15 protein-coding genes and 6 tRNA genes are annotated in these 23,433 nt (G+C 43.8%); 17 read left to right on the forward strand and 4 right to left on the reverse strand.

Translation table 11 applies throughout. The features are described 5' to 3' along the window. From kdpB to GKR48_RS15310, 7 genes are all read left to right on the forward strand, one after another. Positions 1–2,064: a potassium-transporting ATPase subunit KdpB gene (kdpB, locus tag GKR48_RS15280; protein WP_154628684.1), complete on the forward strand. Its 2,064-nt coding sequence runs from the start codon at positions 1–3 to the stop codon at positions 2,062–2,064. 10 nt (positions 2,065–2,074) lie between these two features. Next, a complete protein-coding gene (kdpC, locus tag GKR48_RS15285; RefSeq protein ID WP_154628685.1) occupies positions 2,075–2,668 on the forward strand; it encodes a potassium-transporting ATPase subunit KdpC in 594 nt (197 codons plus the stop codon). 8 nt (positions 2,669–2,676) lie between these two features. Next, on the forward strand, positions 2,677–5,376 hold the full coding sequence (kdpD, locus tag GKR48_RS15290; RefSeq protein WP_154628686.1) for a two-component system sensor histidine kinase KdpD: 2,700 nt from the start codon (positions 2,677–2,679) through the stop codon (positions 5,374–5,376). 16 nt (positions 5,377–5,392) lie between these two features. Next, complete coding sequence (gene kdpE, locus GKR48_RS15295; protein ID WP_336431181.1) at positions 5,393–6,076, forward strand: two-component system response regulator KdpE; 684 nt, start codon at positions 5,393–5,395, stop codon at positions 6,074–6,076. Between the two features lie 115 nt (positions 6,077–6,191). After that, positions 6,192–6,587 carry a DUF5329 family protein gene (locus tag GKR48_RS15300; protein ID WP_272521317.1) on the forward strand — a complete coding sequence of 132 codons (396 nt, stop codon included), beginning with the start codon at positions 6,192–6,194 and terminating at the stop codon, positions 6,585–6,587. Between the two features lie 662 nt (positions 6,588–7,249). Next, positions 7,250–9,367, forward strand: coding sequence for a TonB-dependent siderophore receptor (locus GKR48_RS15305; RefSeq protein WP_154628688.1), 2,118 nt, complete (start codon positions 7,250–7,252; stop codon positions 9,365–9,367). A 90-nt stretch (positions 9,368–9,457) separates the two neighbouring features. Next, positions 9,458–11,020, forward strand: a complete 1,563-nt coding sequence (locus GKR48_RS15310; RefSeq protein ID WP_154628690.1) for an esterase family protein — start codon at positions 9,458–9,460, stop codon at positions 11,018–11,020. Positions 11,021–11,263: 243 nt separating this feature from the next. On the opposite strand, the gene glnS is transcribed toward GKR48_RS15310, so the two are convergent. The 4 genes from glnS to nagE form a co-directional block, all read right to left on the reverse strand. Beyond that, positions 11,264–12,931: a glutamine--tRNA ligase gene (gene glnS / locus GKR48_RS15315; protein ID WP_154628691.1), complete on the reverse strand. Its 1,668-nt coding sequence runs from the start codon at positions 12,929–12,931 to the stop codon at positions 11,264–11,266. Between the two features lie 147 nt (positions 12,932–13,078). Continuing rightward, complete coding sequence (locus GKR48_RS15320; protein ID WP_336431182.1) at positions 13,079–13,894, reverse strand: sulfite exporter TauE/SafE family protein; 816 nt, start codon at positions 13,892–13,894, stop codon at positions 13,079–13,081. A gap of 147 nt (positions 13,895–14,041) precedes the next feature. Next, positions 14,042–14,794, reverse strand: coding sequence for a hypothetical protein (locus GKR48_RS15325; RefSeq protein ID WP_154628693.1), 753 nt, complete (start codon positions 14,792–14,794; stop codon positions 14,042–14,044). Between the two features lie 313 nt (positions 14,795–15,107). Beyond that, positions 15,108–17,135 (reverse strand): N-acetylglucosamine-specific PTS transporter subunit IIBC, encoded by a 2,028-nt coding sequence (gene nagE / locus GKR48_RS15330; protein ID WP_336431183.1) that lies wholly within the window; start codon positions 17,133–17,135, stop codon positions 15,108–15,110. A gap of 354 nt (positions 17,136–17,489) precedes the next feature. Here nagE and nagB point away from each other — a divergent pair, with 354 nt between their 5' ends. The 10 genes from nagB (at position 17,490) to GKR48_RS15380 (ending at position 23,399) form a co-directional block, all read left to right on the forward strand. Next, positions 17,490–18,293: a glucosamine-6-phosphate deaminase gene (gene nagB, locus GKR48_RS15335; RefSeq protein ID WP_108479370.1), complete on the forward strand. Its 804-nt coding sequence runs from the start codon at positions 17,490–17,492 to the stop codon at positions 18,291–18,293. Positions 18,294–18,417: 124 nt separating this feature from the next. Next, positions 18,418–19,584, forward strand: a complete 1,167-nt coding sequence (nagA, locus tag GKR48_RS15340) for an N-acetylglucosamine-6-phosphate deacetylase (protein ID WP_154628695.1) — start codon at positions 18,418–18,420, stop codon at positions 19,582–19,584. A gap of 7 nt (positions 19,585–19,591) precedes the next feature. Further along, the gene (gene nagC / locus GKR48_RS15345; RefSeq protein ID WP_154628697.1) at positions 19,592–20,815 is read left to right on the forward strand and encodes a DNA-binding transcriptional regulator NagC; all 1,224 of its coding nucleotides are present in this window, start codon (positions 19,592–19,594) and stop codon (positions 20,813–20,815) included. 254 nt (positions 20,816–21,069) lie between these two features. Continuing rightward, a tRNA-Met gene (locus tag GKR48_RS15350) sits at positions 21,070–21,146 on the forward strand. Positions 21,147–21,153: 7 nt separating this feature from the next. Beyond that, a tRNA-Leu gene (locus GKR48_RS15355) sits at positions 21,154–21,238 on the forward strand. A 32-nt stretch (positions 21,239–21,270) separates the two neighbouring features. Further along, positions 21,271–21,345: transfer RNA gene (locus tag GKR48_RS15360), tRNA-Gln, on the forward strand. 52 nt (positions 21,346–21,397) lie between these two features. Then, positions 21,398–21,472: transfer RNA gene (locus tag GKR48_RS15365), tRNA-Gln, on the forward strand. 48 nt (positions 21,473–21,520) lie between these two features. Further along, positions 21,521–21,597: transfer RNA gene (locus GKR48_RS15370), tRNA-Met, on the forward strand. 11 nt (positions 21,598–21,608) lie between these two features. Further along, positions 21,609–21,683 (forward strand) — tRNA-Gln (locus tag GKR48_RS15375). Between the two features lie 372 nt (positions 21,684–22,055). Continuing rightward, the gene (locus GKR48_RS15380; protein ID WP_154628699.1) at positions 22,056–23,399 is read left to right on the forward strand and encodes a dicarboxylate/amino acid:cation symporter; all 1,344 of its coding nucleotides are present in this window, start codon (positions 22,056–22,058) and stop codon (positions 23,397–23,399) included. Positions 23,400–23,433: the final 34 nt, after the last annotated feature.

Here is a 23,433-nt window from a genome sequence, read left to right on the forward strand (position 1 = left end):
ATGAAAAATCAAAAAACACAATTATTTGATAGCAAACTGGTTCGCCAATCGACAATTGATGCCATTAAAAAACTGACACCACAAGCACAATGGCGTAACCCAGTTATGTTCGTGGTTTACATCGGCAGTATTATTACGACTTTATTATGGATAGCGATGGTCGCTGGCTACAGTGAAGGCAACGCTTGGTTTAGTGGCATGGTCACTTTATGGCTATGGTTCACTGTGCTATTTGCCAACTTTGCAGAAGCTTTAGCGGAAGGTCGTAGTAAAGCGCAAGCTCAGAGTTTAAAAGGCGTAAAACAGCAAAGCCGAGCAACCAAGCTGGCGACTGCCTCTCTCGATGCACCGCAAGAAATGGTCAGTTCAGACCAACTGCGTAAAGGCGATATCGTCCTGATCCGCGCAGGGGAAACCATCCCTTGTGATGGTGAAGTGATTGAAGGTGGCGCCTCCGTAGATGAAAGTGCGATCACCGGTGAATCCGCACCCGTGATCCGTGAATCCGGTGGAGACTTTTCATCGGTCACGGGGGGAACTCGCGTACTCTCTGACTGGCTGATCGTCGAATGTACGGTTAACCCGGGCGAAACATTCTTAGACCGCATGATCTCCATGGTGGAAGGCGCACAACGCCGTAAAACCCCCAATGAAATCGCGCTCACTATCTTATTAACCGCACTGACCATTATCTTTGTTTTAGTCTGTGCAACGTTATATCCATTCACCTTGTTTGCTACTGAATACGCGGGTGCAGGTGGTGCAGTCTCTATCATTGTGTTGATTGCGTTACTTATCTGTCTAATCCCAACCACCATTGGCGGGCTACTATCTTCCATTGGGGTTGCCGGAATGAGCCGTATGCTGGGTGCCAACGTGATTGCCACCAGCGGGCGCGCCGTGGAAGCAGCGGGAGACGTTGATGTCCTGTTACTGGACAAAACGGGCACCATCACCCTTGGAAATCGCCAAGCCTCTGAGTTTTTACCGTTGAATGGCATCACCGAGCAGCAACTGGCGGATGCGGCTCAACTCTCCTCTTTAGCGGATGAAACCCCTGAAGGGCGCAGTATTGTGGTACTCGCAAAACAGAAGTTCAATTTACGCGAGCGCGACATTCACGCCATGAACGCCACCTTTGTGCCCTTCTCTGCCATGACGCGCATGAGCGGTGTCAACGTCGGCGAACGCATGATCCGTAAAGGTTCTGCCGACGCTATTCGCCGTTATGTTGAAGCTAACCACGGCAAATTTCCTGTCGAAGCCGACAAACTTGTTGAACAAGTGGCGCAAACAGGGGGAACACCGTTAGTGGTGGTGGATAGCCAAACGGTGCTCGGTGTCGTGGCGCTCAAAGACATCGTCAAAGGCGGCATGAAAGAGCGTTTTGCACAAATGCGTACGATGGGGATCAAAACCGTGATGATCACGGGGGATAATCACCTGACCGCAGCAGCAATCGCCGCAGAAGCAGGCGTGGATGATTTCCTCGCTGAAGCCACCCCAGAAGCAAAACTGGCGCTGATCCGACAATATCAATCGGAAGGCCGCTTAGTGGCCATGACCGGAGACGGTACCAACGATGCCCCTGCATTAGCACAAGCGGATGTGGCGGTTGCCATGAACTCGGGTACGCAGGCGGCGAAAGAAGCCGGTAACATGGTGGATTTAGATTCCAACCCAACCAAGCTGATTGAAGTCGTGCATATCGGTAAACAGATGCTGATGACTCGCGGTTCATTGACCACATTCAGTATTGCCAACGATATCGCCAAATACTTCGCGATTATTCCAGCCTGTTTTGCGGTCACATGGCCACAACTCAATGCCTTGAATATTATGCATTTACACTCACCAGCTTCGGCATTACTGTCGGCGGTTATTTTTAATGCCTTGATTATAGTGTTCTTAATTCCACTGGCATTAAAAGGGGTGAATTATCGCCCAATGAGTTCTCAATCACTTTTACAGCGTAACTTGAGCCTGTATGGGTTAGGTGGCTTGATTGTCCCATTTGTGGGGATCAAACTTATCGATATGTTCATCAGCTTGTTTGGTATTTAAGGAGCCTATTATGAGCATGTTTCGTTCTTCATTGATGATTTTAGTTCTATTAACGCTAGTGACGGGGATTGCTTATCCGCTGCTTGTGACTGGGCTTGCTAATGTTATTTTCCCCACCCAATCGATGGGCTCGTTGATCTTGCAAGATAATCGCGTTATCGGTTCATCGCTGATTGGGCAGTCTTATCAAAATGACAATTATTTTTACGGTCGCCCGTCTGTGACAGCTGAAATGCCTTATAACGCACTAGCCTCTGGTGGCAGCAACTTAGCCATCAGCAACCCACTGTTAACCAAGGAATTGACTGAACGCTCAGTCGCATTAAAACAGCATGAGCCCGATGGTGGTGATATTCTGCCTGTGGATTTACTGACCGCCTCTTCCAGCGGGCTAGATCCACATATTTCGGTTGCCGCTGCTTTATATCAAGCGCCGCGTATTGCCAAAAACAGACAGTTATCGATAGACAAGGTAAAATCGCTTATCACTGACCATACTCAATCTCCTCTGTTTCGATTTTTAGGAGAGCCGGTCGTCAACGTATTAGAGTTAAACCTTGCCCTTGATACCTATCAACGGGAAGCTAACAGTCAAAATCACTGAGGTCAGTTATGAATAATCAGGAGCCTATCCGCCCAAACCCAGATGACCTGTTGGTAAAGGCAAACGAAAGTGGACGTGGCAAGCTTAAGATTTTCTTCGGTGCTTGCGCCGGTGTTGGGAAAACTTACGCCATGTTGCAAGAAGCGCAACGCCTTCGAGCACAAGGGTTAGACGTGCTGATTGGCGTGGTCGAAACTCATGAACGAGAAGAAACCGCTGCGCTGCTGGATGGGCTCCCGCAACTTCCTCCGTTAAAAATCAGCCATCGAGGACGTCGCCTGCACGCCTTCGATATTGATGCAGCATTGGCAAGGCATCCTGCCATTATCTTGATGGATGAACTTGCCTTCAGTAATCCAAACGGCAGCCGCCACCCTAAACGCTGGCAAGATGTCGAAGAATTACTGGATGCGGGCATTGACGTTCTCACCACCGTTAACGTTCAACATATTGAAAGCTTAAATGACATTGTCGGCAGCATCACCGGTATCCGCGTGCGCGAAACGGTGCCTGACCATATTTTTGATGCCGCCAATGAAGTGGTTTTAGTGGATTTACCCCCAGATGACCTGCGCCAACGTTTAAAAGAAGGCAAAGTCTATATTCCGGGACAGGCTGAACGTGCTATCGAGCATTTTTTCCGTAAAGGAAACTTAATTGCTTTACGGGAATTAGCCCTACGCCGCACGGCTGATCGCGTTGATGACCAAATGCGTGAGTTTCGTGATGGTAAAGGCGAAGCCCCCGTTTGGCATACCCGCGACGGATTACTTTTATGCATCGGGCATAATACAGGCAATGAAAAACTGGTTCGCGCTGCTGCTCGCCTTGCCGCTAAGTTCGGCAGTGTTTGGCATGCGGTGTATGTAGAAACCCCAACCTTACACCAACTTCCTGAAAATCAGCGCCGCGCTATTTTAAAAGCACTTCGGCTCGCACAAGACTTGGGTGCCGAAACAGCTACACTATCTGATCCCAACGAAGAAAAAGCGATTTTGCGTTACGCACGGGAGCATAACCTCGGTAAAATTTTGATCGGCCGACGCGACAAACATCGCAAATGGTATAAATTCAATTTACGCCAAGGTTTTGCGGATAGACTCGGTAAACTCGGCCCTGATTTAGATTTGATCATTGTCGCCCTTGAAGAAAAAAGCGATTGGGATAAAGAGCCTGAAAGAAAGCCGTTTACCGAAAAATGGCGCTCTGATGTCAATGGCTATTTAATGGCGATCGCCATGTGTGCGGCTATCACCCTATTTTCTCGAACCTTCTTATTGGCGCTGGATAAAGCCAACTTAGTCACCCTCTATTTATTGGGTGTGGTATTAGTCGCGTTATTTTACGGTCGCCGCCCTTCCGTTTTCGCCGCATTAGTCAACGTGATTAGTTTTGACTTATTCTTTGTTCAGCCTCATTTCTCTTTGGCTATCATGGATATGCAGTATCTGGTGACTTTTACCGTAATGCTGATTGTGGGGGTGGTTGTCGGGAACTTGACCGCAGGGATGCGCTATCAGGCAAGAATTGCCCGTTATCGAGAACAACGCACACGCCATTTATATGAAATGACCAAAGAGCTAGGTCAAGCCCTCAGCACGGAAGATATCGGTAAAACTGGCTACCACTTTTTAAACAACGCCTTTCAGGCAAAAACCTGTTTGCTACTCCCCGATGAAAACAACCAACTGACGCCATTAGAATGCGAAGGTTATAGCCAGTTGCAAATCGACAAAGCTATCGCAAAATGGAGCTTCGATAAGCGCCAGCCTGCAGGTGCAGGGACGGACACACTTCCCAGCGTGCCATACCAATTACAGCCCATCACAACGGCAGATGAAACCCTTGCTGTGCTCGCCATTGAGCCGCGTAATATTCGCCAATTATTGATCCCCGAACAGCAGCGTATGTTGCAAACCTTTACCGGATTAATCGCCAGTAGCCTTTCCCGCCTGCAACTGACCAAACAAGCAGAAAGAGCCAAATTGGATGTTGAACGGGAGCAATTACGAAATTCACTGCTGGCAGCCCTATCCCATGATCTCAAAACGCCACTGACTGTTTTATTTGGTCAAAGCGAAATTTTGATCTTGGAGTTATCAGCCGAAAATTCACCGCTCACCGCACAAGTCAGTCAGATGCGCCAACAGGTGTTAAGCACTTCGCGATTAGTGAATAATTTATTGGATATGGCTCGCTTACAATCTGGGGGGATCCACCCAAATTTGGAATGGGAATCTCTGCAAGAAATTACGAGCAGCGCAGTTCGCATCTTGGACTACACTTTAGATAGTCACCCACTTGATATTGATATTCCAGCCGATTTACTCTTGTATTGTGACGGCAATTTGATTGAGCGCGTCATCATTAACTTGCTCGAAAATGCCATAAAATACAGTGATAGCGATACCCCGATTGGTATTCGTGCGTCTATCGAATCACAAAAAGTCCATATCGAAGTGTGGGATGCCAGCAATGCAATTCCCGACGGGCAAGAAAAAACCATTTTCGATAAATTTTCCCGCGCACAAAAAGAATCGGCAATTCCGGGAGTTGGCTTAGGTTTAGCTATCTGTCGTGCTATTATCCATCTCCACGAAGGGGAGATTTGGGCTGAAAATAATAAAAAAGGTGGCGCCAGCTTCCATTTTGTTTTGCCGTTAAAGCCGTTACCCGAGATTGAAAACGAAAGCGAAAACGAAATTTAGGAGCACTTAGCAGACTGTGAGTTCCCATCAAATCCTGATCATTGAAGATGAAAAAGAGATCCGCCGCTTTGTTCGATTAGCGCTGGAGGGTGAAGGCTGGAAAATTTTTGAAGCTGAAAATTACCAACGAGGACTCATAGAAGCGGGTACTCGTCAGCCTGATTTGGTGATTTTAGATCTTGGATTACCCGATGGTGATGGATTGGATTTGATCCGTGATTTACGCCAATGGAGCAGTATTCCGTTGATCGTACTTTCTGCTCGTGAAGAAGAGTCCCAAAAAGTGGCCGCTCTTGATGCGGGTGCCGATGATTATTTAACGAAACCTTTTGGTATCAGTGAATTACTCGCCCGTGTCCGAGTCGCTTTGCGTCGCTTTGGTAAAGCGGGTCAAGAAAGCCCTACTTTTCAATTTGGCGATGTCACCGTGGATTTTATCAACCGCATCGTGACTAAAGGCAGCGAAGAGCTGCACCTCACCCCCATTGAGTTTCGGTTACTGAGCGAACTTGTCGCCAATAGCGGAAAAGTGCTCACTCAGCGCCATTTGTTGCTGCAAGTCTGGGGGCCAAGTTACGTCGAACATAATCATTATCTGCGCATTTATATGGGGCATTTACGCCAGAAGTTGGAAAATGCCCCTGCTCGCCCCAAACATCTTTTAACTGAAACCGGTATTGGCTACCGTTTTATGCCTTAATTTATGCCTTAAAACCTAAGTTTGTCTTAAAGTGTGATTCTCAGACTATTACTGATAGTTTATTCATCTCGGCTGCCTATAATCTCTCCAATCTTAACTTATCGGAGCGTTTCCTGTGCAATCGTTACTGACTCAAGCTTCTCGCCGTTTTGCGTCAATCTTAGTGATTTTTTTAACTCTTTTCGTCACCACCAAAGCCCTTGCGCTAAGCCCAGAAGAGAAAACGCGGACTGAAGCGTTGTTAACGGAATTGGGCAAACAGCAGAATTTAACGTTCACGCGTAATGGTTCCGGTCATTCCGCACCAGAAGCTGAATCCCATTTGCGTTTAAAGCTGGGTAAAACCGAGAAGCGCTTACAGACAACAGAGCAGTTTATTGACAATGTGGCATCCAAATCCTCTATCACCGGAGAAGAGTATCAAGTCACTGATGCCCAAGGTAAAGTCACCAGCGCCAATCAGTATCTGCATGATTTGCTGAAAGATAACGTTGATAAACAAGCCAAATAACCCATTTTATCCCCTCCCGATTAATGAAGCGCCCCAATCGCTTGCGGGCACTTCATTATGTCGAGCTCTTTTCGTTACACTCCTTATTCCTCGAATAATGAAAATACCTTTTTCACGATCGAGAAGCCCCATTTCCCTGACCTAATATATCCGCCAATCAGAATCGCAAGCCGAATCTTATAACCCTATGCAGACCGAAGCATTAGACGCACTGATGAAATGCGCTGATAGTTGCCTAATTGAGCAAAGAGCAATCTGGTTGAAATGCTGACGTTCTAAAACATAAAAAACTGATTAATTATCATATGTTATTCTTAATGATTATTATTATCACCCATTATTTAAATGATTATTATTATCATATAGAATATGAAACTAAAGTTTGAAAACAATAGAACACCAATGCACAAGATTGCATATCTATATGTTTTACATCTAAAAACTTTACGTTTTCACATTAAGAGTACATTGATTTAATTCAGATATATTTACACCAGAGATGTCGAAGAATGCATCGGTGTAAGTATGAACGGGAAAAGGAAAATTCACTTTTATGCCTTCCTGACCAAATCAAAAAATATCCATCGTGTGAAAACTTGCACGACTAGGTTTCCACGCCGTCTTAAATTTCACGTTGAAAATAGGGATGAACAGGTATTGCTATGTTAAATAAAAATAAGCTATCAGCGCTATCACTGTTAATAGTTTCGCCATTCGCTTCAGCAACTGATGTTCTGGTTGTCACTACACCAAGCTCAAGTGATTCATACACCGCAACAACGACGTCTTCTGCAACAAAAAATGAGACTGAGATAACGAAAATACCACAGACAGTAAATGTGGTGACCAAAACCCAAATAGAAAACAGAGCAGCAGAAACCGTTGTGGATGCATTGAGGTATACACCAGGTGTGGTTACAGAATACCGTGGTGATTCGAATCGCAATGATGAGGTATTTAGTCGTGGTTTTGATTATGCGAACAAAATTCTAGATGGCATTCCTTTTGGCGGAAATGCGTCCTCGTCAATGGGCACAACCGAGCCTTGGTTTCTAGACAGAATTGAGATGATTAAAGGACCGGCATCTGTGCAATATGGACAAATAAGCCCTGGCGGGGTTATTGCCATGACAAGTAAAAAACCAACCGCACAGAGCATCAATAAAATTCAGTTACGAGTCGGTAATCGAAATAAAACAGAAGGATTTTTTGATCTCGGTGGCCAGCTAACGGATGATGGAAATATCCTCTACCGTTTAAATGGCTTGGCAAAAAAGAAAGATACTCAGGTACGAGACTATGAGGAAGAAAAATATGCTATTGCACCTGCAATAACATTCCTAAATGAAGACACTACTTTCACTCTTTTGGCTTATCTACAGAACTCACCGAAAAATGGTTATCGAAATTTTCTTCCTAAAGTTGGCACTCTAGAATCAACCCCAGAAGGAAAAATTCCACAAGACTTCAATATAAGCAATCCTGACTATAATATTTCCAAACAAAAACAACATAGTATTGGATATGAATTTGAACATAATTTTAGTGATCAAATTTCATTGGTACAAAAGGCACGCTACGCAGAAATTGATGAAAAATATAATTATTTAGTATTTAACACCCTAGCAAGTGAAGCTAAAAACTATCCTTATGTACTAAAACGAATAGCTCAGCACGAAAAAACAAAACTCAATACATTTGGTGTTGATACTCATTTAAATTTCGACATTGATAATGGGGAGGTTTATCAAACACTATTAGTCGGCGTCGATTACAAATGGACTAAAGAGGATAAACAGTTTTGGCGCGACAGAAGCGGCAATTATGATATTGATTGGCGTAACCCCCAATACCAGAAAATTGATGAATCCAAGCAGACACTATTCACCGACCAGTTACAAAAAAGCGATCAAATCGGTATTTATATTCAAGACCAAATCGAATGGAATAGCTGGAACTTATTAGCTAGTACCCGATATGACTGGATTGAAGTAAAAACGATAGACAGAACGAACAGTGACAACTCGCAACAAAATGATGGCAAACTAACAGGCTTAGTTGGGGTGTTATACTCATTTGATAATGGTATTTCCCCTTATATTAGCTACAGCACCTCTTTTGAGCCAAATCTTGCGACCAACAGAAAGCCAGAAAGTAAACCGTTTGATCCTAAAACAGCAAAACAAACGGAAATCGGTATCAAGTACCTCACCCCTGACCAAAAAACGCTAGCGACCTTATCTCTCTATCATATTGAGCAAAAAAACATTCCTAAATACGACTCTGAATTAGGTTATATGACGCTAATCGGCAAAGGTGAAAGTAAAGGTGTGGAAGCCCAGATAAACAGTAAGCTTACCGACAAATTTGCTGTTACAGGGGCATATTCATATACCAAAACCAAAGTGCTTGAAACGTCAAACAGTGCTGAAAAAGGAAAAGAATTTCCTCGAATCCCTAAAAATATGGCCTCTGTCTGGGGACAATATGAAGAAAACTCAGGGATGCTGAATGGACTGAAAGCCGGAGCGGGAGTGCGCTATATCGGGTCCAGCAAAGCAGGAGCGGATAATAGCTTTTCTGTACCTGGGGTAACACTTTACGATGCGATGGTGGGTTATGAACTCGCCAATATTTCACCATCTTTGAAAGGCGCAACGATACAGTTAAACGTGAATAACTTAATGGATAAACATTATGTTTCATCCTGTGGTATGAGTGATGCCTGCTTTTATGGCATAGGCCGTACTGGTACCGTCACGTTTGATTACGCTTGGTAAAACAAAGAGTAAGAACAAAGGCTACGACAAATTGAGATGTAGCCTTTGTTATCCCATTAATAATAAGGATTAACTTGAAAGTGAGGGCTCATGAAGTCTGTTTTGCTTTACGTCATGGTCGCTTTGAGTGCAGCACCCGCAATAGCCGCGCCTTGCAACGAACTGCCTCTTCAAGGGGTTCAGGAAGGTGTATTCGATTCAGAGGGTAAGGTTTGCTTTATGCTTCCAGAGCTTAATGAAAACTATGTCGTTGCCACACTAAAGGGGGCAACGGGGGCACAATTGCTCGATCAGCAAAACCATCATTTACGCACGTTATTGGAAGCAGGACCTCCTGATGGAGAAAAATCGCTACTTTTTTCATCCCCAACGGGGCAAGTTTCATCATTAGTATTATATGGAAACAACGGTAGTAAATGGCAGTTTAACTGGCAAATGACAGAAACTCAGCCACTCAATCGCATGCGAAAACTTGACCCGGTTAGTCCTACTTTACAGCAACTCGCAAAGGAGCTGGCAGCAGGAGGAACAACAGATGCATTTTGGGAAAAACAACAACTCATCGGTACGCCTTTAGTTGAACCTGTAGATACATCCCATAAACGAGTCACTTTTTTGTGGCGTGCAGCGCGCGGTAATGTGTTTATTTTAGGGTCTCCGGCAGGTGATCATGATCCCATGTTTAAACTTGGTGACTCCGATGTATGGTTTCGCAGCTACGTGGTCCCTGCAGATACGCGTATGCAATATCAATTGGCGCCTGACGTTCCTAAAATAGATGGCAATGCGCGTGAACAACGCCGTGCTATTTTGGTCAGTGCACAAGCCGACCCTTTAAATCCCACGACGATGAGTATAGAAAATGATGATAAGTGGAACACATCATCTTTACTTGATTTAAAACCCTCACGGTATTTTACCCGCGATACGATGAAACAGCCTATACGCCATGGCTCTTTGACTCGACATACACTAAAAAGTGAATTCCTTGGAAATAGTCGAGAAATCATTCTTTATCGCCCAAAAGCGACAACGCCGGTTAGTTGGACATTATTTTTGTTTGATGGCCAAATTTGGCAGGATAAATATCACACCGCCAATGTAATTGATGGTTTGATTGCTCATCATCAATTACCCCCGATTAATATTGTCTTTATAGATAGTCTGGATAGTAAACGTCGTTCCAAGGAACTCCCTCCAAATCAAGCTTTTGCTGATTTTATGGCACTGGAACTGCTACCTTGGGTGAGCAAAAATGGTATTGAAATAAATAATGAAAAGACGATTGTGGCTGGCGCAAGTTATGGAGGATTGGCATCGTCCTGGGTCGCATTGCGATATCCAAACCAATTTAGCCATGTGCTGAGCCTATCTGGCTCGTACTGGTGGGCACCTGAGGGTGAAAAGCCAGGATGGTTAACTCGTCAATATCAGCAATCGCCACATTATCCGATCAGTTTCTGGATACAAGCAGGATTATTTGAAAACCAAGGTGCTGATGGCGGCATTTGGCTTAATAGCCAAGGACTTGAACATGTTTTGCGAGATAAAAACTACAAAACCAGCTTCCATTCATGGTCAAGTGGTCATGATTATGCTGCTTGGGTAGAAGCATTAGTCTATGGATTGAACGATTTCACAAGACAACGCTGAATCTTCTGTGAGTGATCAGCAATCTCCACAGCAGTATTTTGATATAAAAAGCCCCCAGTAATTGGCAATCCAACTATTGGGGGTTAATAAACTGTTTTTTCTTAGGCTGTTCTCAACAATCCTCAAATAATTCACGTTGTAGCAAGGCGGCAAGTGAGCTAATCCCTAGGAGCATACACAAGTATGTGCCTAGGGTTAGTGAATGCAGCCAAACACAGCTACAGCGCGAAGTATGACGAGGATTTAGTTAGACTCAATCTTAGCCCAAGTATCACGCAACCCAACCGTACGGTTAAACACCAGCTTATCCGCACTGCTCAGCTTGTTATCTGCACAGAAGTAACCTTCACGCTCAAACTGGTACGCTTTTTCTGCTGGCGCATCACGCAGGCTTGGTTCAACAAAACCTTGGCGAATGACCAGAGATTCTGGGTTCAACACTGATAAGAAATCATCTTCAGCTGCTGGGTTTGGTACAGTAAACAGGCGGTCATACAGACGAATTTCCGCTGGCAATGCATGTGCTGCGCTTACCCAGTGAATAACGCCTTTAACTTTACGACCGTCAGCAGGGTCTTTATTCAATGTGCCTGCATCGTAGGTACAGAAGATAGTCGTAATATTGCCTTCTGCATCTTTTTCTACGCGCTCTGCTTTGATGATGTAAGCATTACGCAGACGCACTTCTTTACCTAATACCAAACGCTTATATTGGCGGTTAGCTTCTTCGCGGAAGTCTGCACGGTCAATATACAGCTCATTGCTAAATGGCACTTCACGCGTTCCCATGTCTGGGTTGTTCGGGTGATTTGGCGCTTTCAGAATTTCTTCCCCTGCTGGCATGTTTTCAATCACTAAACGTACTGGATCGATAACTGCCATTGCGCGTGGCGCTGAGTCATTTAGGTCATCACGGATGCAAGATTCTAATGCAGCCATTTCAACATTATTATCTTGTTTTGTAACACCGATGCGACGACAGAATTCACGGATTGAAGCCGCTGTGTAACCACGGCGACGTAAACCTGAAATTGTCAGCATGCGTGGATCATCCCAACCAGCAACGTGTTTTTCAGTCACAAGTTGGTTTAACTTACGCTTAGACATCACTGTGTATTCAAGATTCAGACGAGAAAATTCGTACTGACGTGGATGACAATCAATAGTGATGTTGTCCAATACCCAATCATACAGACGGCGGTTGTCTTGGAATTCTAATGTACACAGCGAGTGTGTAATACCTTCCAGCGCATCAGAAATACAGTGGGTGAAGTCATACATCGGATAGATGCACCACTTGTTGCCAGATTGGTGATGCTCTGCAAATTTAATTCGATACAAAACCGGATCGCGCATAACCATAAATGGTGATGCCATGTCGATTTTTGCACGTAAACACGCTTTACCTTCTTCGAAGCCACCCTCACGCATTTTCTCAAATAACGCTAAGTTGTCTTCAATCAGGCGTTCACGGTAAGGGCTGTTTTTACCCGGCTCTTTTAATGTGCCACGGTATTCACGAATTTCATCCGCACTTAATTCATCAACGTAGGCAAGGCCTTTTTTGATAAGCTCAATCGCGTATTGATATAAAATATCAAAATAATCCGATGAGTAGCGAATGTTGCCGCTCCACTGGAAACCTAACCATTGGACGTCATTTTGAATGGAGTTCACATACTCAACATCTTCTTTGACCGGGTTAGTATCATCAAAGCGTAAGTTACACTGGCCTTGATAATCCTTCGCGATACCAAAGTTCAAGCAAATTGATTTCGCATGGCCAATGTGTAAGTAGCCATTCGGTTCAGGTGGAAAACGGGTATGTACTGATGTGTGTTTCCCAGTCGCCAGATCTTCATCTATGATCTGACGGATAAAGTTAGTTGGGCGAGCATCTGCCTCATTCATTGTCATCGTTCCTCAGTGCCAAAAGCGCGCTAAATTCGTATAGTAACCGAATATATTCTACCATAATACGTCCAGAAACAACCGTTTGATTAAGGTTAGTCGGCAAAAGCAATGGCAAAGGGGGATTTTTATCAAAAAATAGGCTATTTATACGAATAGCATGACCCCAAGAACGACCATCAATAAAATGGGATAGCTTTGAGCATGGCGTTTATCACTCAAGTAGGGCATCAAAAACGAAGCAAAACGAATACCTAGCCACGAGGTAGCAATCAAAATTAAAGCGCCTTTAATATAAATCATCCCTAAGAAGCCAGAGCCTAATTCAAGGTGCTTTTCCATAGCAAAATAGAAGTAAATCAAGGAGCCAGTGATTGCCATCGGTAACGTCAGCGGGTTAGCAAATGCCGCCGCTTGCAACATACTCGCGCCACGGCGACGCATCAAAGGTACGGTCATCACACTGCCTCCCACACCTAAAAATGCCGCGACGGTACCGATCACTGTACCGATGAGCGTGTCCTCAATGCATTTGCCTCTTATTAACGTATTACCTTCTGATTGGGTTTGCATAAATCCAGGGCGAATAAAGCAATCGAGAATAGTGATAATGAGATAACCGATAAATATCCAGCGGATCCATTCACTGTCTACCGATAGCGCGATGAGTGCACCTAAAATGCCGCCCATTGAAATAGGCAGCATAAAAGGTTTGATAATTTGCCAGTTGAAGTTCCCTTTCAGGTAGTGTGCTCGGCTCGATAAGCTTGATGAGAAAATCATCACAAATGTGGACGTGGCGACGGCAATTTGCATCGCAACGTCGCTGGCATCATGGCGGGGTCCCCAAACAAGGGTAATTAAAGCATATAACAGGGGTACCGTAATAAAGCCGCCCCCAAAACCGAATAGCGCTGTTGTGATCCCCGAAATGAAACCAAATAAACAAAGTAGTAAATCCACAGGACAATCCTCAAAGATGGTTGAGTTTTTATCTTATCCTTGAGAACCGCCCTGTGCTTATGCAGATTTGACAACTCGCTTTGAGATTTCGCCAAATTCATTAACAAATATAACCTTTAAGTTACAAATATCAGCAAATTCAATCAATTAGCTTTTTCGCCATACATCAAGCTCATCGGCAAATTTCCCAACGGATTCCCCTTTCGGCGCCTTAGGCATCTGCTTAATAGCTTGAGCAACACTGATAATCAAACCCATAAATTCATCAGCAAGTCGCTCTTCACTCTGATTAGGTATTTCAGTAATATTTCGACCTGCTTTGGGCTTCCACTGCCCCCTTAACGCATCAAAGAGATTAAACAGTTGCTGCTTGGTGCTATACAGTAGGCTGCCATCTTTAAAAACATCCTGAAAACCCAATTCATCGATATAATAATCAAGAAGATCTTCGTTCGCTGGGCTGTTAATATAGACCCCCTCTCCCCCGACTTTGATGAGAAAAAATAAAATACTCAGCAATGAGTAAACCATCATTTTTCCATCTAATGCTTTATTGTTTTTCTCAAAATTTTGCAGTATTTCGATTGTCGCTCGACGGCAATGAGGGTCATAGCTACAGACACAACCTCCCGCTGCTTTATCGGGTATTCGGACTAAAATTCGGTTACGGCTAATAAGTTTAAAACAGAAACTAAAGCTCTCTTTGGTCATAACAATTTCTTGATACTCAAGCCAATCTAAAGGCTCTTCCATTGCTAACGAGCTGATATTGCAATATTTTAAATTTTCTTTGTTCATTCTACGAATGCGAATCGGATTCCCTGAACATTGAAAAAAATGGTTCATTTTTTGAAACACATATTCGCTAGCTTCACTCACGAGCGTTATTTTTGACATCATCTTATTTATTCCTTTAAAAACAGCTTCCTTTAACCAACCGATTTCCTTGAATGATTTTTCGCCTCGCCAACAAGGGAAATTTACTTCAAAGAAAATAAGCCATAAGAGAAATAAAATAGTAATAAGTGCCAAAAAGTTAAATTCGGTTATACCGAATACATGATTGATTAATATAGGAATTAATGCCTTGGAAGTTAATACTTTGGGAATTAATGCTTTGGATATTAACTACGGATAATTTAGATAAAAAAATGCCAGCTAATTAAGCTGGCATTTCCTAGGTACTGCTCAGTATTTTTTATCTATACGTAGACTATTTTAATACGTGATAAATAACGGTTTCACCGGCAGTGACCTGACCTTTCGCTAAAATCTCAACGCCAGCGAAGTCATCGATATTACTGATGATAACAGGGCTAATCATTGATTTTGCATTCTCTTCAAGGAATGGCAGGTCGAGTTTCAGAATTGGTGTACCCGCTTCAACTTCCGCACCCTCTTCAACTAAACGCTCACAGCCTTCACCATTTAATGCAACGGTATCAATCCCCATATGCACAATCAGTTCAACGCCATTCGCGGTTTCGAGGCAGAATGCATGGTTAGTTGGGAAAATTTTCACAATTGTCCCTGCAGCTGGCGCCACCACTTCACTGCTGGTTGGTTTGATAGCAATACCATCACCAACGATGCGGCTAGAGAACGCTTCATCAGGAACCTGATCCAATGAGTAAACTTCACCACTAACAGGTGCGATTAACGACAGAACCGCGTTACCTTTTGCTTTTTCTGCTGCCGCTTTCTGGCTTTTTTCTGGAGCAGCCGCTGGCGCAGATGCCGCAATAGGGCCTTTTGCCATCACTTCCGTCATCGCTTTAGCGATTAATTCCGCGCGAGTTCCTACAATCACTTGCACGTTTTGCTTGTTCAGGCGGATCACGCCAGATGCACCAATACGTTTAGCAAGTGGGTCGTTGACTACCGCTGAATCTTTTACGCCTAAACGTAAACGCGTGATACAAGCGTCGATGTTAACGATGTTGTCGCTACCACCTACCGCAGCAATATACTGGCGAGCTTCTTTTTGAATTTCGCTTTCATCACTGTGTGCATCGCTAACGTTTTCGTCATAGCCATCAACAGTCTCATCACCCGCGCTAACTTCACGGCCTGGAGTTAACAGGTTGAATTTGCGGATCATGAATCGGAAAATCACGTAGTAGATACAGAAGAAGACCAAGCCTTGAACAATCAGCATGTACCAGTGAGTTGCGAGTGGGTTACGTGTCTGTAAGAACATATCCACCAGTCCCGCACTGAAGCCGAAGCCTGAAATCCATTCCATTGTTGCCGCAATATAGACAGAGATACCGGTCAATAATGCGTGGATCACATACAGTACTGGTGCAACGAACATAAATGAGAATTCAAGCGGTTCAGTGATACCTGTAAAGAATGCAGCAAACGCACCTGCAATCATGATACCCGCCACTTTGGCTTTATTTTCTGGACGTGCACAGTGATAGATAGCCAGAGCCGCACCTGGCAGACCGAACATCATGATAGGGAAGAAGCCCGCTTGGTAGCGACCCGTGATCCCAACTGTTGCCAGACCTGCTTCGATGGACTTCGCGCCACCTAAGAAGTTAGGAATATCGTTGATTCCCGCCACATCGAACCAGAATACGGAGTTCAGTGCGTGGTGTAACCCAACAGGAATTAATAGACGGTTAAAGAAGGCGTAGATACCCGCGCCAACAGAACCTAAGTCTTTGATGCTTTCACCGAATGCCACTAATCCGTTATACACCACTGGCCAAACATACATCAGAATGAATGCCAGAATGATCATCAGGAATGAGGTTAAAATCGGAACGAGGCGACGACCACTGAAGAATGACAACGCTTTTGGCAGCTCAACGCCACTGTAGCGGTTGTATAGTTCAGCAGAAAGAACCCCGACAAGGATACCCACGAACTGGTTATTGATTTTATTGAATGCAGCCGGGACGGATTCCACTGGTACACTCATAATCATTGAGTAGGATGCAGGCGAGCACAGTGTTGTCACCACTAAGAAGCCGACAAAACCGGTTAATGCAGCAGCACCATCTTTATCTTTAGACATTCCGTACGCAACACCAATCGCAAACAACACGGACATGTTGTCGATGATGGCAGCACCGGATTTGATCAGTAACGCAGCGATTGCGCTATTGGCGCCCCAACCATCTGGGTCAATCCAATAACCAATCCCCATTAGGATTGCGGCGGCTGGTAATACGGCGACAGGCACCATAAGCGCCCTACCAATCCGCTGTAAGTAGCTAAGAATATTCACAAACTCCCCCTTTGTATCGCTCTATTTTTGTCCCATTTCAGGATCTTATTTTCACGCATCGGAAATATATCCGAAGTCGCTTAATTATAGCAATTCATAGAATAGATGAATTTTTTCGCGATACAAAATAAATAGCTGGAAACTGTGATAAATGTCAACGAAAGAAACCTAATATTGACTAAATTAGTAGCTATTCTTGAAAGCTTATTTTATGATTAAAAATAAGTTTTTTATATGATTTGCTGTATATACTCCAAGTACCTCAGTCATAAGACAATGTTGAAAATGATCAACACAATTGAGATTTGGGGTCCTACAAGTATAAATTTAAAGAAACACTAGAGGTAAAAGTACATGAGGCTTATCCCATTAAATAATGCTCATGATGTTGGCGTATGGTCCGCACAGTACATCGCTGATAAAATCAACGCATTTAATCCGACAGCTGAACGCCCTTTCGTTCTAGGCTTACCGACTGGCGGGACACCGCTTGCCACCTACAAAGAATTAATTGCCTTATATAAAGCAGGTAAAGTCAGCTTTAAGCATGTCGTGACATTTAATATGGATGAATACATTGGTATTCCAAAAGATCATCCACAAAGTTACCACACGTTTATGCACCAAAACTTTTTCAATCACATTGATATCCAAGCCGAAAACATCAATTTACTCAATGGTAATGCCCCTGATGTCGATGCTGAATGTCAACGCTATGAAGACAAAATCAAATCCTACGGTCAAATCAACCTGTTTATGGGTGGTGTAGGTAATGATGGTCATATCGCGTTTAATGAGCCAGGTTCTTCTTTAAGTTCGAGAACGCGTATCAAAACACTGACACCAGAAACTCGCCAAGCTAACTCTCGTTTCTTTGATAACGATATTAATCAAGTTCCTAAGTACGCATTAACCGTGGGTGTTGCTACTTTATTAGATGCGAAAGAACTGATGGTATTAGCGACGGGTGCAAACAAAGCTGATGCCGTTCATGCTGCGGTAGAAGGTTCTGTTAACCACTTATGGACAATCAGCTGTGTGCAGCTACATCCTAAAGCATTGATTGTCTGTGATGAGCCAGCAACATTAGAATTGAAAGTCAAAACGCTCAAATATTTCAAACAATTAGAATGTTCGAATATCGAGCAGTTTGATTAATTTATACTCAACCCTATTTGAGCGTCTCTAAAAGAGCCTAAAATAGATAGAGTATCGAACACCCGACCCGCCATACTGATGCGGGTCGGTGACCCATTTTACTCGCGGTCAGGAGTTTTACGCTATGTACGCATTAACTAATTGCATTATTTTTACAGGTCACGAAAGACTGGATAACCACGCAGTCATTATTGATGGCGAAATCATCAAAGCGGTGTGCCCAGAATCCGAACTCGCTCACGATATCGAACGTAGAGATTTAAAAGGCGCCATTCTATCGGCTGGCTTTATTGATCTCCAAGTGAATGGCTGTGGCGGCGTGCAATTCAATGACAACGAAGAAAACGTCACATTGAAAAACCTCGAAATCATGCAAAAAGCCAATGAGCGTGCGGGGTGTACTAGCTTTTTACCAACACTTATTACCTGTTCAGATGAATTAATGAAGCATGGCGTTGATGTCATGACTGAATATCTGAAACGCAATAAAAACCAAGCGCTTGGTTTACATATTGAAGGCCCTTACATTAATTTGATTAAAAAAGGGACTCATAACCCAGAATTTATCCGTAAGCCATCAGTCGAGATGATGGATTACTTAGCAGCACATGCTGATGCGATTAGCATGATCACGCTTGCACCTGAAATTGTTGAGCAACGCTTTATCCACCAGTTAACCGAAGCGGGTATTGTGGTCTCAGCGGGTCACTCCAATGCAACCTATGAAGAAGCGCGTCAAGGCTTCCGCTCTGGTATTCGCGCATCAACCCACCTATTCAACGCAATGCCATATATTTCTGGTCGCGGTCCTGGTCTGGTTGGTGCAATTTACGATACCCCTGAAGTCTATGCTGGCATTATCGCGGATGGTTTACATGTTCAATGGGCCAATATTCGCAATAGTAAACAACTCAAAGGGGATAAACTGGTTTTAGTCACCGATGCGACAGCACCAGCGGGAATTGATCCCCAAACAGGTGAAATGGATCATTTTATCTTCGCAGGTAAAACCATATACTACCGAAATGGATTATGTGTCGATGAAAATGGCACACTGAGCGGCTCTTCCCTGACCATGATTAATGCGGTGAAAAACAGTGTTGAACATGTTGGCATTCCTCTTGATGAAACATTAAGAATGGCCACCCTTTACCCAGCAAGAGCCATTGGGGTAGAGACAACATTAGGTTCCATCGAAGCCGGCAAAACGGCTAACTTGACTGCCTTTAACCAAGACTTCCAAGTCCTTTCAACTTATGTAAACGGAGAGGAAGTCTATAAAAATGAGTAACTAGCTGATGAATCAAAGCCACTCGCTAAAGCAAATTGGTAATATTGATCTCGTAAAACAACTCAACAGTGCTGTCGTTTACAGCCTGATTGATCAACAAGGACCGATATCTAGAATTCAGATAGCGGAGCAGAGCCAACTTGCGCCAGCGAGTGTCACAAAAATCACTCGTCAGTTACTCGAACGCGGTTTAATTAAAGAAGTAGACCAGCAGGCCTCCACCGGAGGCCGTCGAGCTATATCCATCGTCTCCGAATACAAACATTTCCATACCATCGGTGTGCGCTTGGGGCGTTACGATGCCACAATCGCCCTGTATGACCTTAGCGGTAAAATGCTGGCAGACGGGCACTACCCTATTACAGAACCTACTCAGCAAATCGTTGAACAGAAACTGATTGCAGCACTTGAAGATTTTATCTCGCTGCACCAGCGACGTATCCGTGAATTGATTGCTATTTCGGTGATATTGCCAGGGCTGGTCAATCCGCACTCTGGAATTGTCCACTATATGCCACATATTAAAGTGGATAATTGGCAGTTGATTGATAACCTACAGCAGCATTTCAATCTCACCTGTTATGTTGGGCACGATATTCGCAGCCTCGCCCTCGCTGAGAGCTATTTCGGAGCCACCCAAGATTGTGAGGACTCGCTTCTTGTACGCATCCACAGAGGCGCTGGAGCGGGTTTAGTCGTTAATAAAGAGATCCTTCTTAATCATCGAGGTAATCTTGGGGAGATTGGGCATATCCAAGTTGACCCACTAGGTGAGCTTTGCCATTGCGGTAATTTTGGTTGTTTAGAAACCATCGCCTCCAACCAAGCCATTGAAGCTCGCGTGAAGCAGCGTTTAGAGCAGGGCTATACGAGCCAATTAACCCCTGAAACCAGTTCAATTACCCATATTTGCCAAGCAGCAAACAAAGGCGACCCACTGGCAACCGAGGTTATCCAACACGTCGGACGCCAAATTGGTAAAGCCATCGCCATCACCATTAACTTGTTTAATCCTGAAAAAGTGGTGATCGCCGGAGACATTACTGAAGCTGAGCAGGTTCTATTACCTGCCATTCAAAGCTGCATTGATACCCAAGCTTTAAAAGGTTTCCGTGAAAACTTACCGATTGTCACCTCGCAACTGGTTCATAATTCAGCAATTGGTGCATTTGCACTGACAAAACGCGCCATGTTAAACGGCGAATTGCTCCAAAGATTATTAGAAAGTTAACTTTGCGCTCTTTCTTATTGGTAAACAGCAAAATAGCGCAATAAATCCCAGTGTGATTTTTAACCATCTTAATAATAACAAATCACATTTTTTCAAATTCGGGGTTGTTTTTTGCTGTCTTTATCGACAAAATGATTATTCATCAAACAAACAGACGCATTTTCTAAAAAATAGTGCAAAAAGCTGTTGACTGTCTTGCCTGTAATTAGCATAATGCGCCCCGCAACGCCGATGAAGGTTAAGCAAAAAAAGATGGCTATGTAGCTCAGCTGGTTAGAGCACAACACTCATAATGTTGGGGTCACAGGTTCGAATCCCGTCATAGCCACCATTTCTTTGCGGGAGTGGCGAAATTGGTAGACGCACCAGATTTAGGTTCTGGCGCCGCAAGGTGTGCAAGTTCAAGTCTTGTCTCCCGCACCATTTTCCTTCTCGGTTAAAATTGAATTTAAGATTGGGGTATCGCCAAGCGGTAAGGCACCAGGTTTTGATCCTGGCATTCCCAGGTTCGAATCCTGGTACCCCAGCCATCTTAAAGACAATTAATTTTCTTAGTGAAAATAAATAATAGATATTCTCGGATGGGGTATCGCCAAGCGGTAAGGCACCAGGTTTTGATCCTGGCATCCCCAGGTTCGAATCCTGGTACCCCAGCCATCTATTATCCTCCCAAGCAGTACAATCACACAGTAAAGAAAATACAATGGCTATGTAGCTCAGTTGGTTAGAGCACAACACTCATAATGTTGGGGTCACAGGTTCGAATCCCGTCGTAGCTACCATTTCTTTTTGTTGGGGTATCGCCAAGCGGTAAGGCACCAGGTTTTGATCCTGGCATCCCCAGGTTCGAATCCTGGTACCCCAGCCATTCTCTTCTCAATTCCCTATCTAAAACATGACGTAAATACATTTATTAAGGTATTTATTTAATGCTTTTAAAAATTACTTTTTGCCTTTAAATTTCCTTTTAACTTTTTCAAAAACATTTGATACATCCCATTTACCTTTACGCAACTTTTATATCGGAAGTGTGATATGAGTCATTTTCACGTAACCAAGTAAAGTGGTAATCTTGCGGCGAATTGCAGTTAGATTAGATTAGTAATACGTAAGCCCCCTTTCGTCTGAAATAATTAGTCCAACTTTCCAATCCATCTCTGCTTAGTTGTTTATAAAAACAATGTTCTAAAAAACCAATAATTATAATTGCTCTAACACAATATTTTTACAGAGAAAACTTATGCGAAACATAATAAAACAACCACTATATAAAATTTTATATGTGCAGGTCATTGTCGCCATCACTCTCGGTATTGCTCTTGGGCATTTTTTCCCAGACATCGGAGAGTCATTAAAACCGTTGGGTGATGCGTTTATTAAAATCGTGAAAATGATTATTGCTCCCGTCATTTTCTTAACGGTTGTAACTGGTATTTCAGGCATGACCAACATGAAAGCCGTCGGTAGTGTTGCTGGTAAAGCGATGCTGTACTTCATCACGTTCTCAACCGTCGCCCTGATTATTGGTTTAATCGTCGCCAACATCATCCAGCCTGGTTCTGGACTGAATATCGACCCTGCAACCTTAGATAATGCGAAAGTTGCTGGTTATGTCGAAAAAGCGCACGAATCTTCCATCGTTGGCTTCTTCATGAATATTATTCCTGACACCGTGATTAGCCCATTGGTGAACGGAAACATTCTGCAAGTCCTATTTATTTCGGTGATTTTTGGTTTAGCATTGGCAGCAACCGGTAAACACGGTGAGCCTATCGTTAAACTGCTGCAAAACTTCTCTGAACCAGTATTCAAAATGGTTGCTATGTTGATGAAACTGGCACCTATCGGCGCATTTGGTGCGATGGCATTTACCATTGGTAAATACGGTATTTCGTCTATTGGCAACTTAATGATGCTGATCATGACGTTCTACATCACCTCGCTGCTGTTTGTTCTAGTCGTACTGGGTGCAGTGGCTAAATATAACGGCTTCTCGATTATCGAGCTTATCAAATACATCAAAGATGAATTATGGTTAGTGCTGGGTACCTCTTCCTCTGAAGCGGCATTACCAAGCTTAATGAGAAAAATGGAGCACGCTGGTTGCGAAAAATCCGTCGTTGGATTAGTGATCCCTACCGGTTATTCATTTAACCTCGACGGCACCAACATCTATATGACGATGGCGGCACTGTTTATTGCTCAAGCGACCAATATTGAATTAACACTTTGGGAGCAAATTTCCCTGCTGTTAGTTGCGATGATCAGCTCTAAAGGTGCGGCAGGTGTAACCGGTGCAGGCTTCATTACTTTAGCGGCAACGCTGATGGTGGTGCCAAGCATTCCTGTTGCAGGTATGGCACTGATTCTGGGTATCGACCGCTTTATGTCTGAGTGCCGTGCACTGACCAACTTAGTCGGTAACGCTTGCGCCTGTATCGTGGTTGCTCGTTGGGAAAAAGAGTTAGACACTGAAAAACTGGCTCATGCATTCGCAACCAAAAACGAATCATTAGATTCAATGATCACTGAAGATGAAGCGGCTCAAGCTACAACTTCTGTTGATATTGCTAATAATAAATAATTTACTTATACCCTACGAAAATAAGCCGCAAATG

The organism is Providencia sp. wls1943 (genome assembly GCF_009706275.1).
GTDB lineage: Bacteria > Pseudomonadota > Gammaproteobacteria > Enterobacterales > Enterobacteriaceae > Providencia > Providencia zhijiangensis.

What these genes read in the sequence shown, in the direction of transcription:
- kdpB (WP_154628684.1), top strand. Translation starts at nt 1, where the DNA reads ATGAAAAATCAAAAAACACAATTATTTGATAGCAAACTGGTTCGCCAA.
- kdpC (WP_154628685.1), top strand. Translation starts at nt 2,075, where the DNA reads ATGAGCATGTTTCGTTCTTCATTGATGATTTTAGTTCTATTAACGCTA.
- kdpD (WP_154628686.1), top strand. Translation starts at nt 2,677, where the DNA reads ATGAATAATCAGGAGCCTATCCGCCCAAACCCAGATGACCTGTTGGTA.
- GKR48_RS15305 (WP_154628688.1), top strand. Translation starts at nt 7,250, where the DNA reads ATGTTAAATAAAAATAAGCTATCAGCGCTATCACTGTTAATAGTTTCG.
- GKR48_RS15310 (WP_154628690.1), top strand. Translation starts at nt 9,458, where the DNA reads ATGAAGTCTGTTTTGCTTTACGTCATGGTCGCTTTGAGTGCAGCACCC.
- glnS (WP_154628691.1), bottom strand. Translation starts at nt 12,931, where the DNA reads ATGAATGAGGCAGATGCTCGCCCAACTAACTTTATCCGTCAGATCATA.
- GKR48_RS15325 (WP_154628693.1), bottom strand. Translation starts at nt 14,794, where the DNA reads ATGATGTCAAAAATAACGCTCGTGAGTGAAGCTAGCGAATATGTGTTT.
- nagB (WP_108479370.1), top strand. Translation starts at nt 17,490, where the DNA reads ATGAGGCTTATCCCATTAAATAATGCTCATGATGTTGGCGTATGGTCC.
- nagA (WP_154628695.1), top strand. Translation starts at nt 18,418, where the DNA reads ATGTACGCATTAACTAATTGCATTATTTTTACAGGTCACGAAAGACTG.
- nagC (WP_154628697.1), top strand. Translation starts at nt 19,592, where the DNA reads ATGAATCAAAGCCACTCGCTAAAGCAAATTGGTAATATTGATCTCGTA.
- GKR48_RS15380 (WP_154628699.1), top strand. Translation starts at nt 22,056, where the DNA reads ATGCGAAACATAATAAAACAACCACTATATAAAATTTTATATGTGCAG.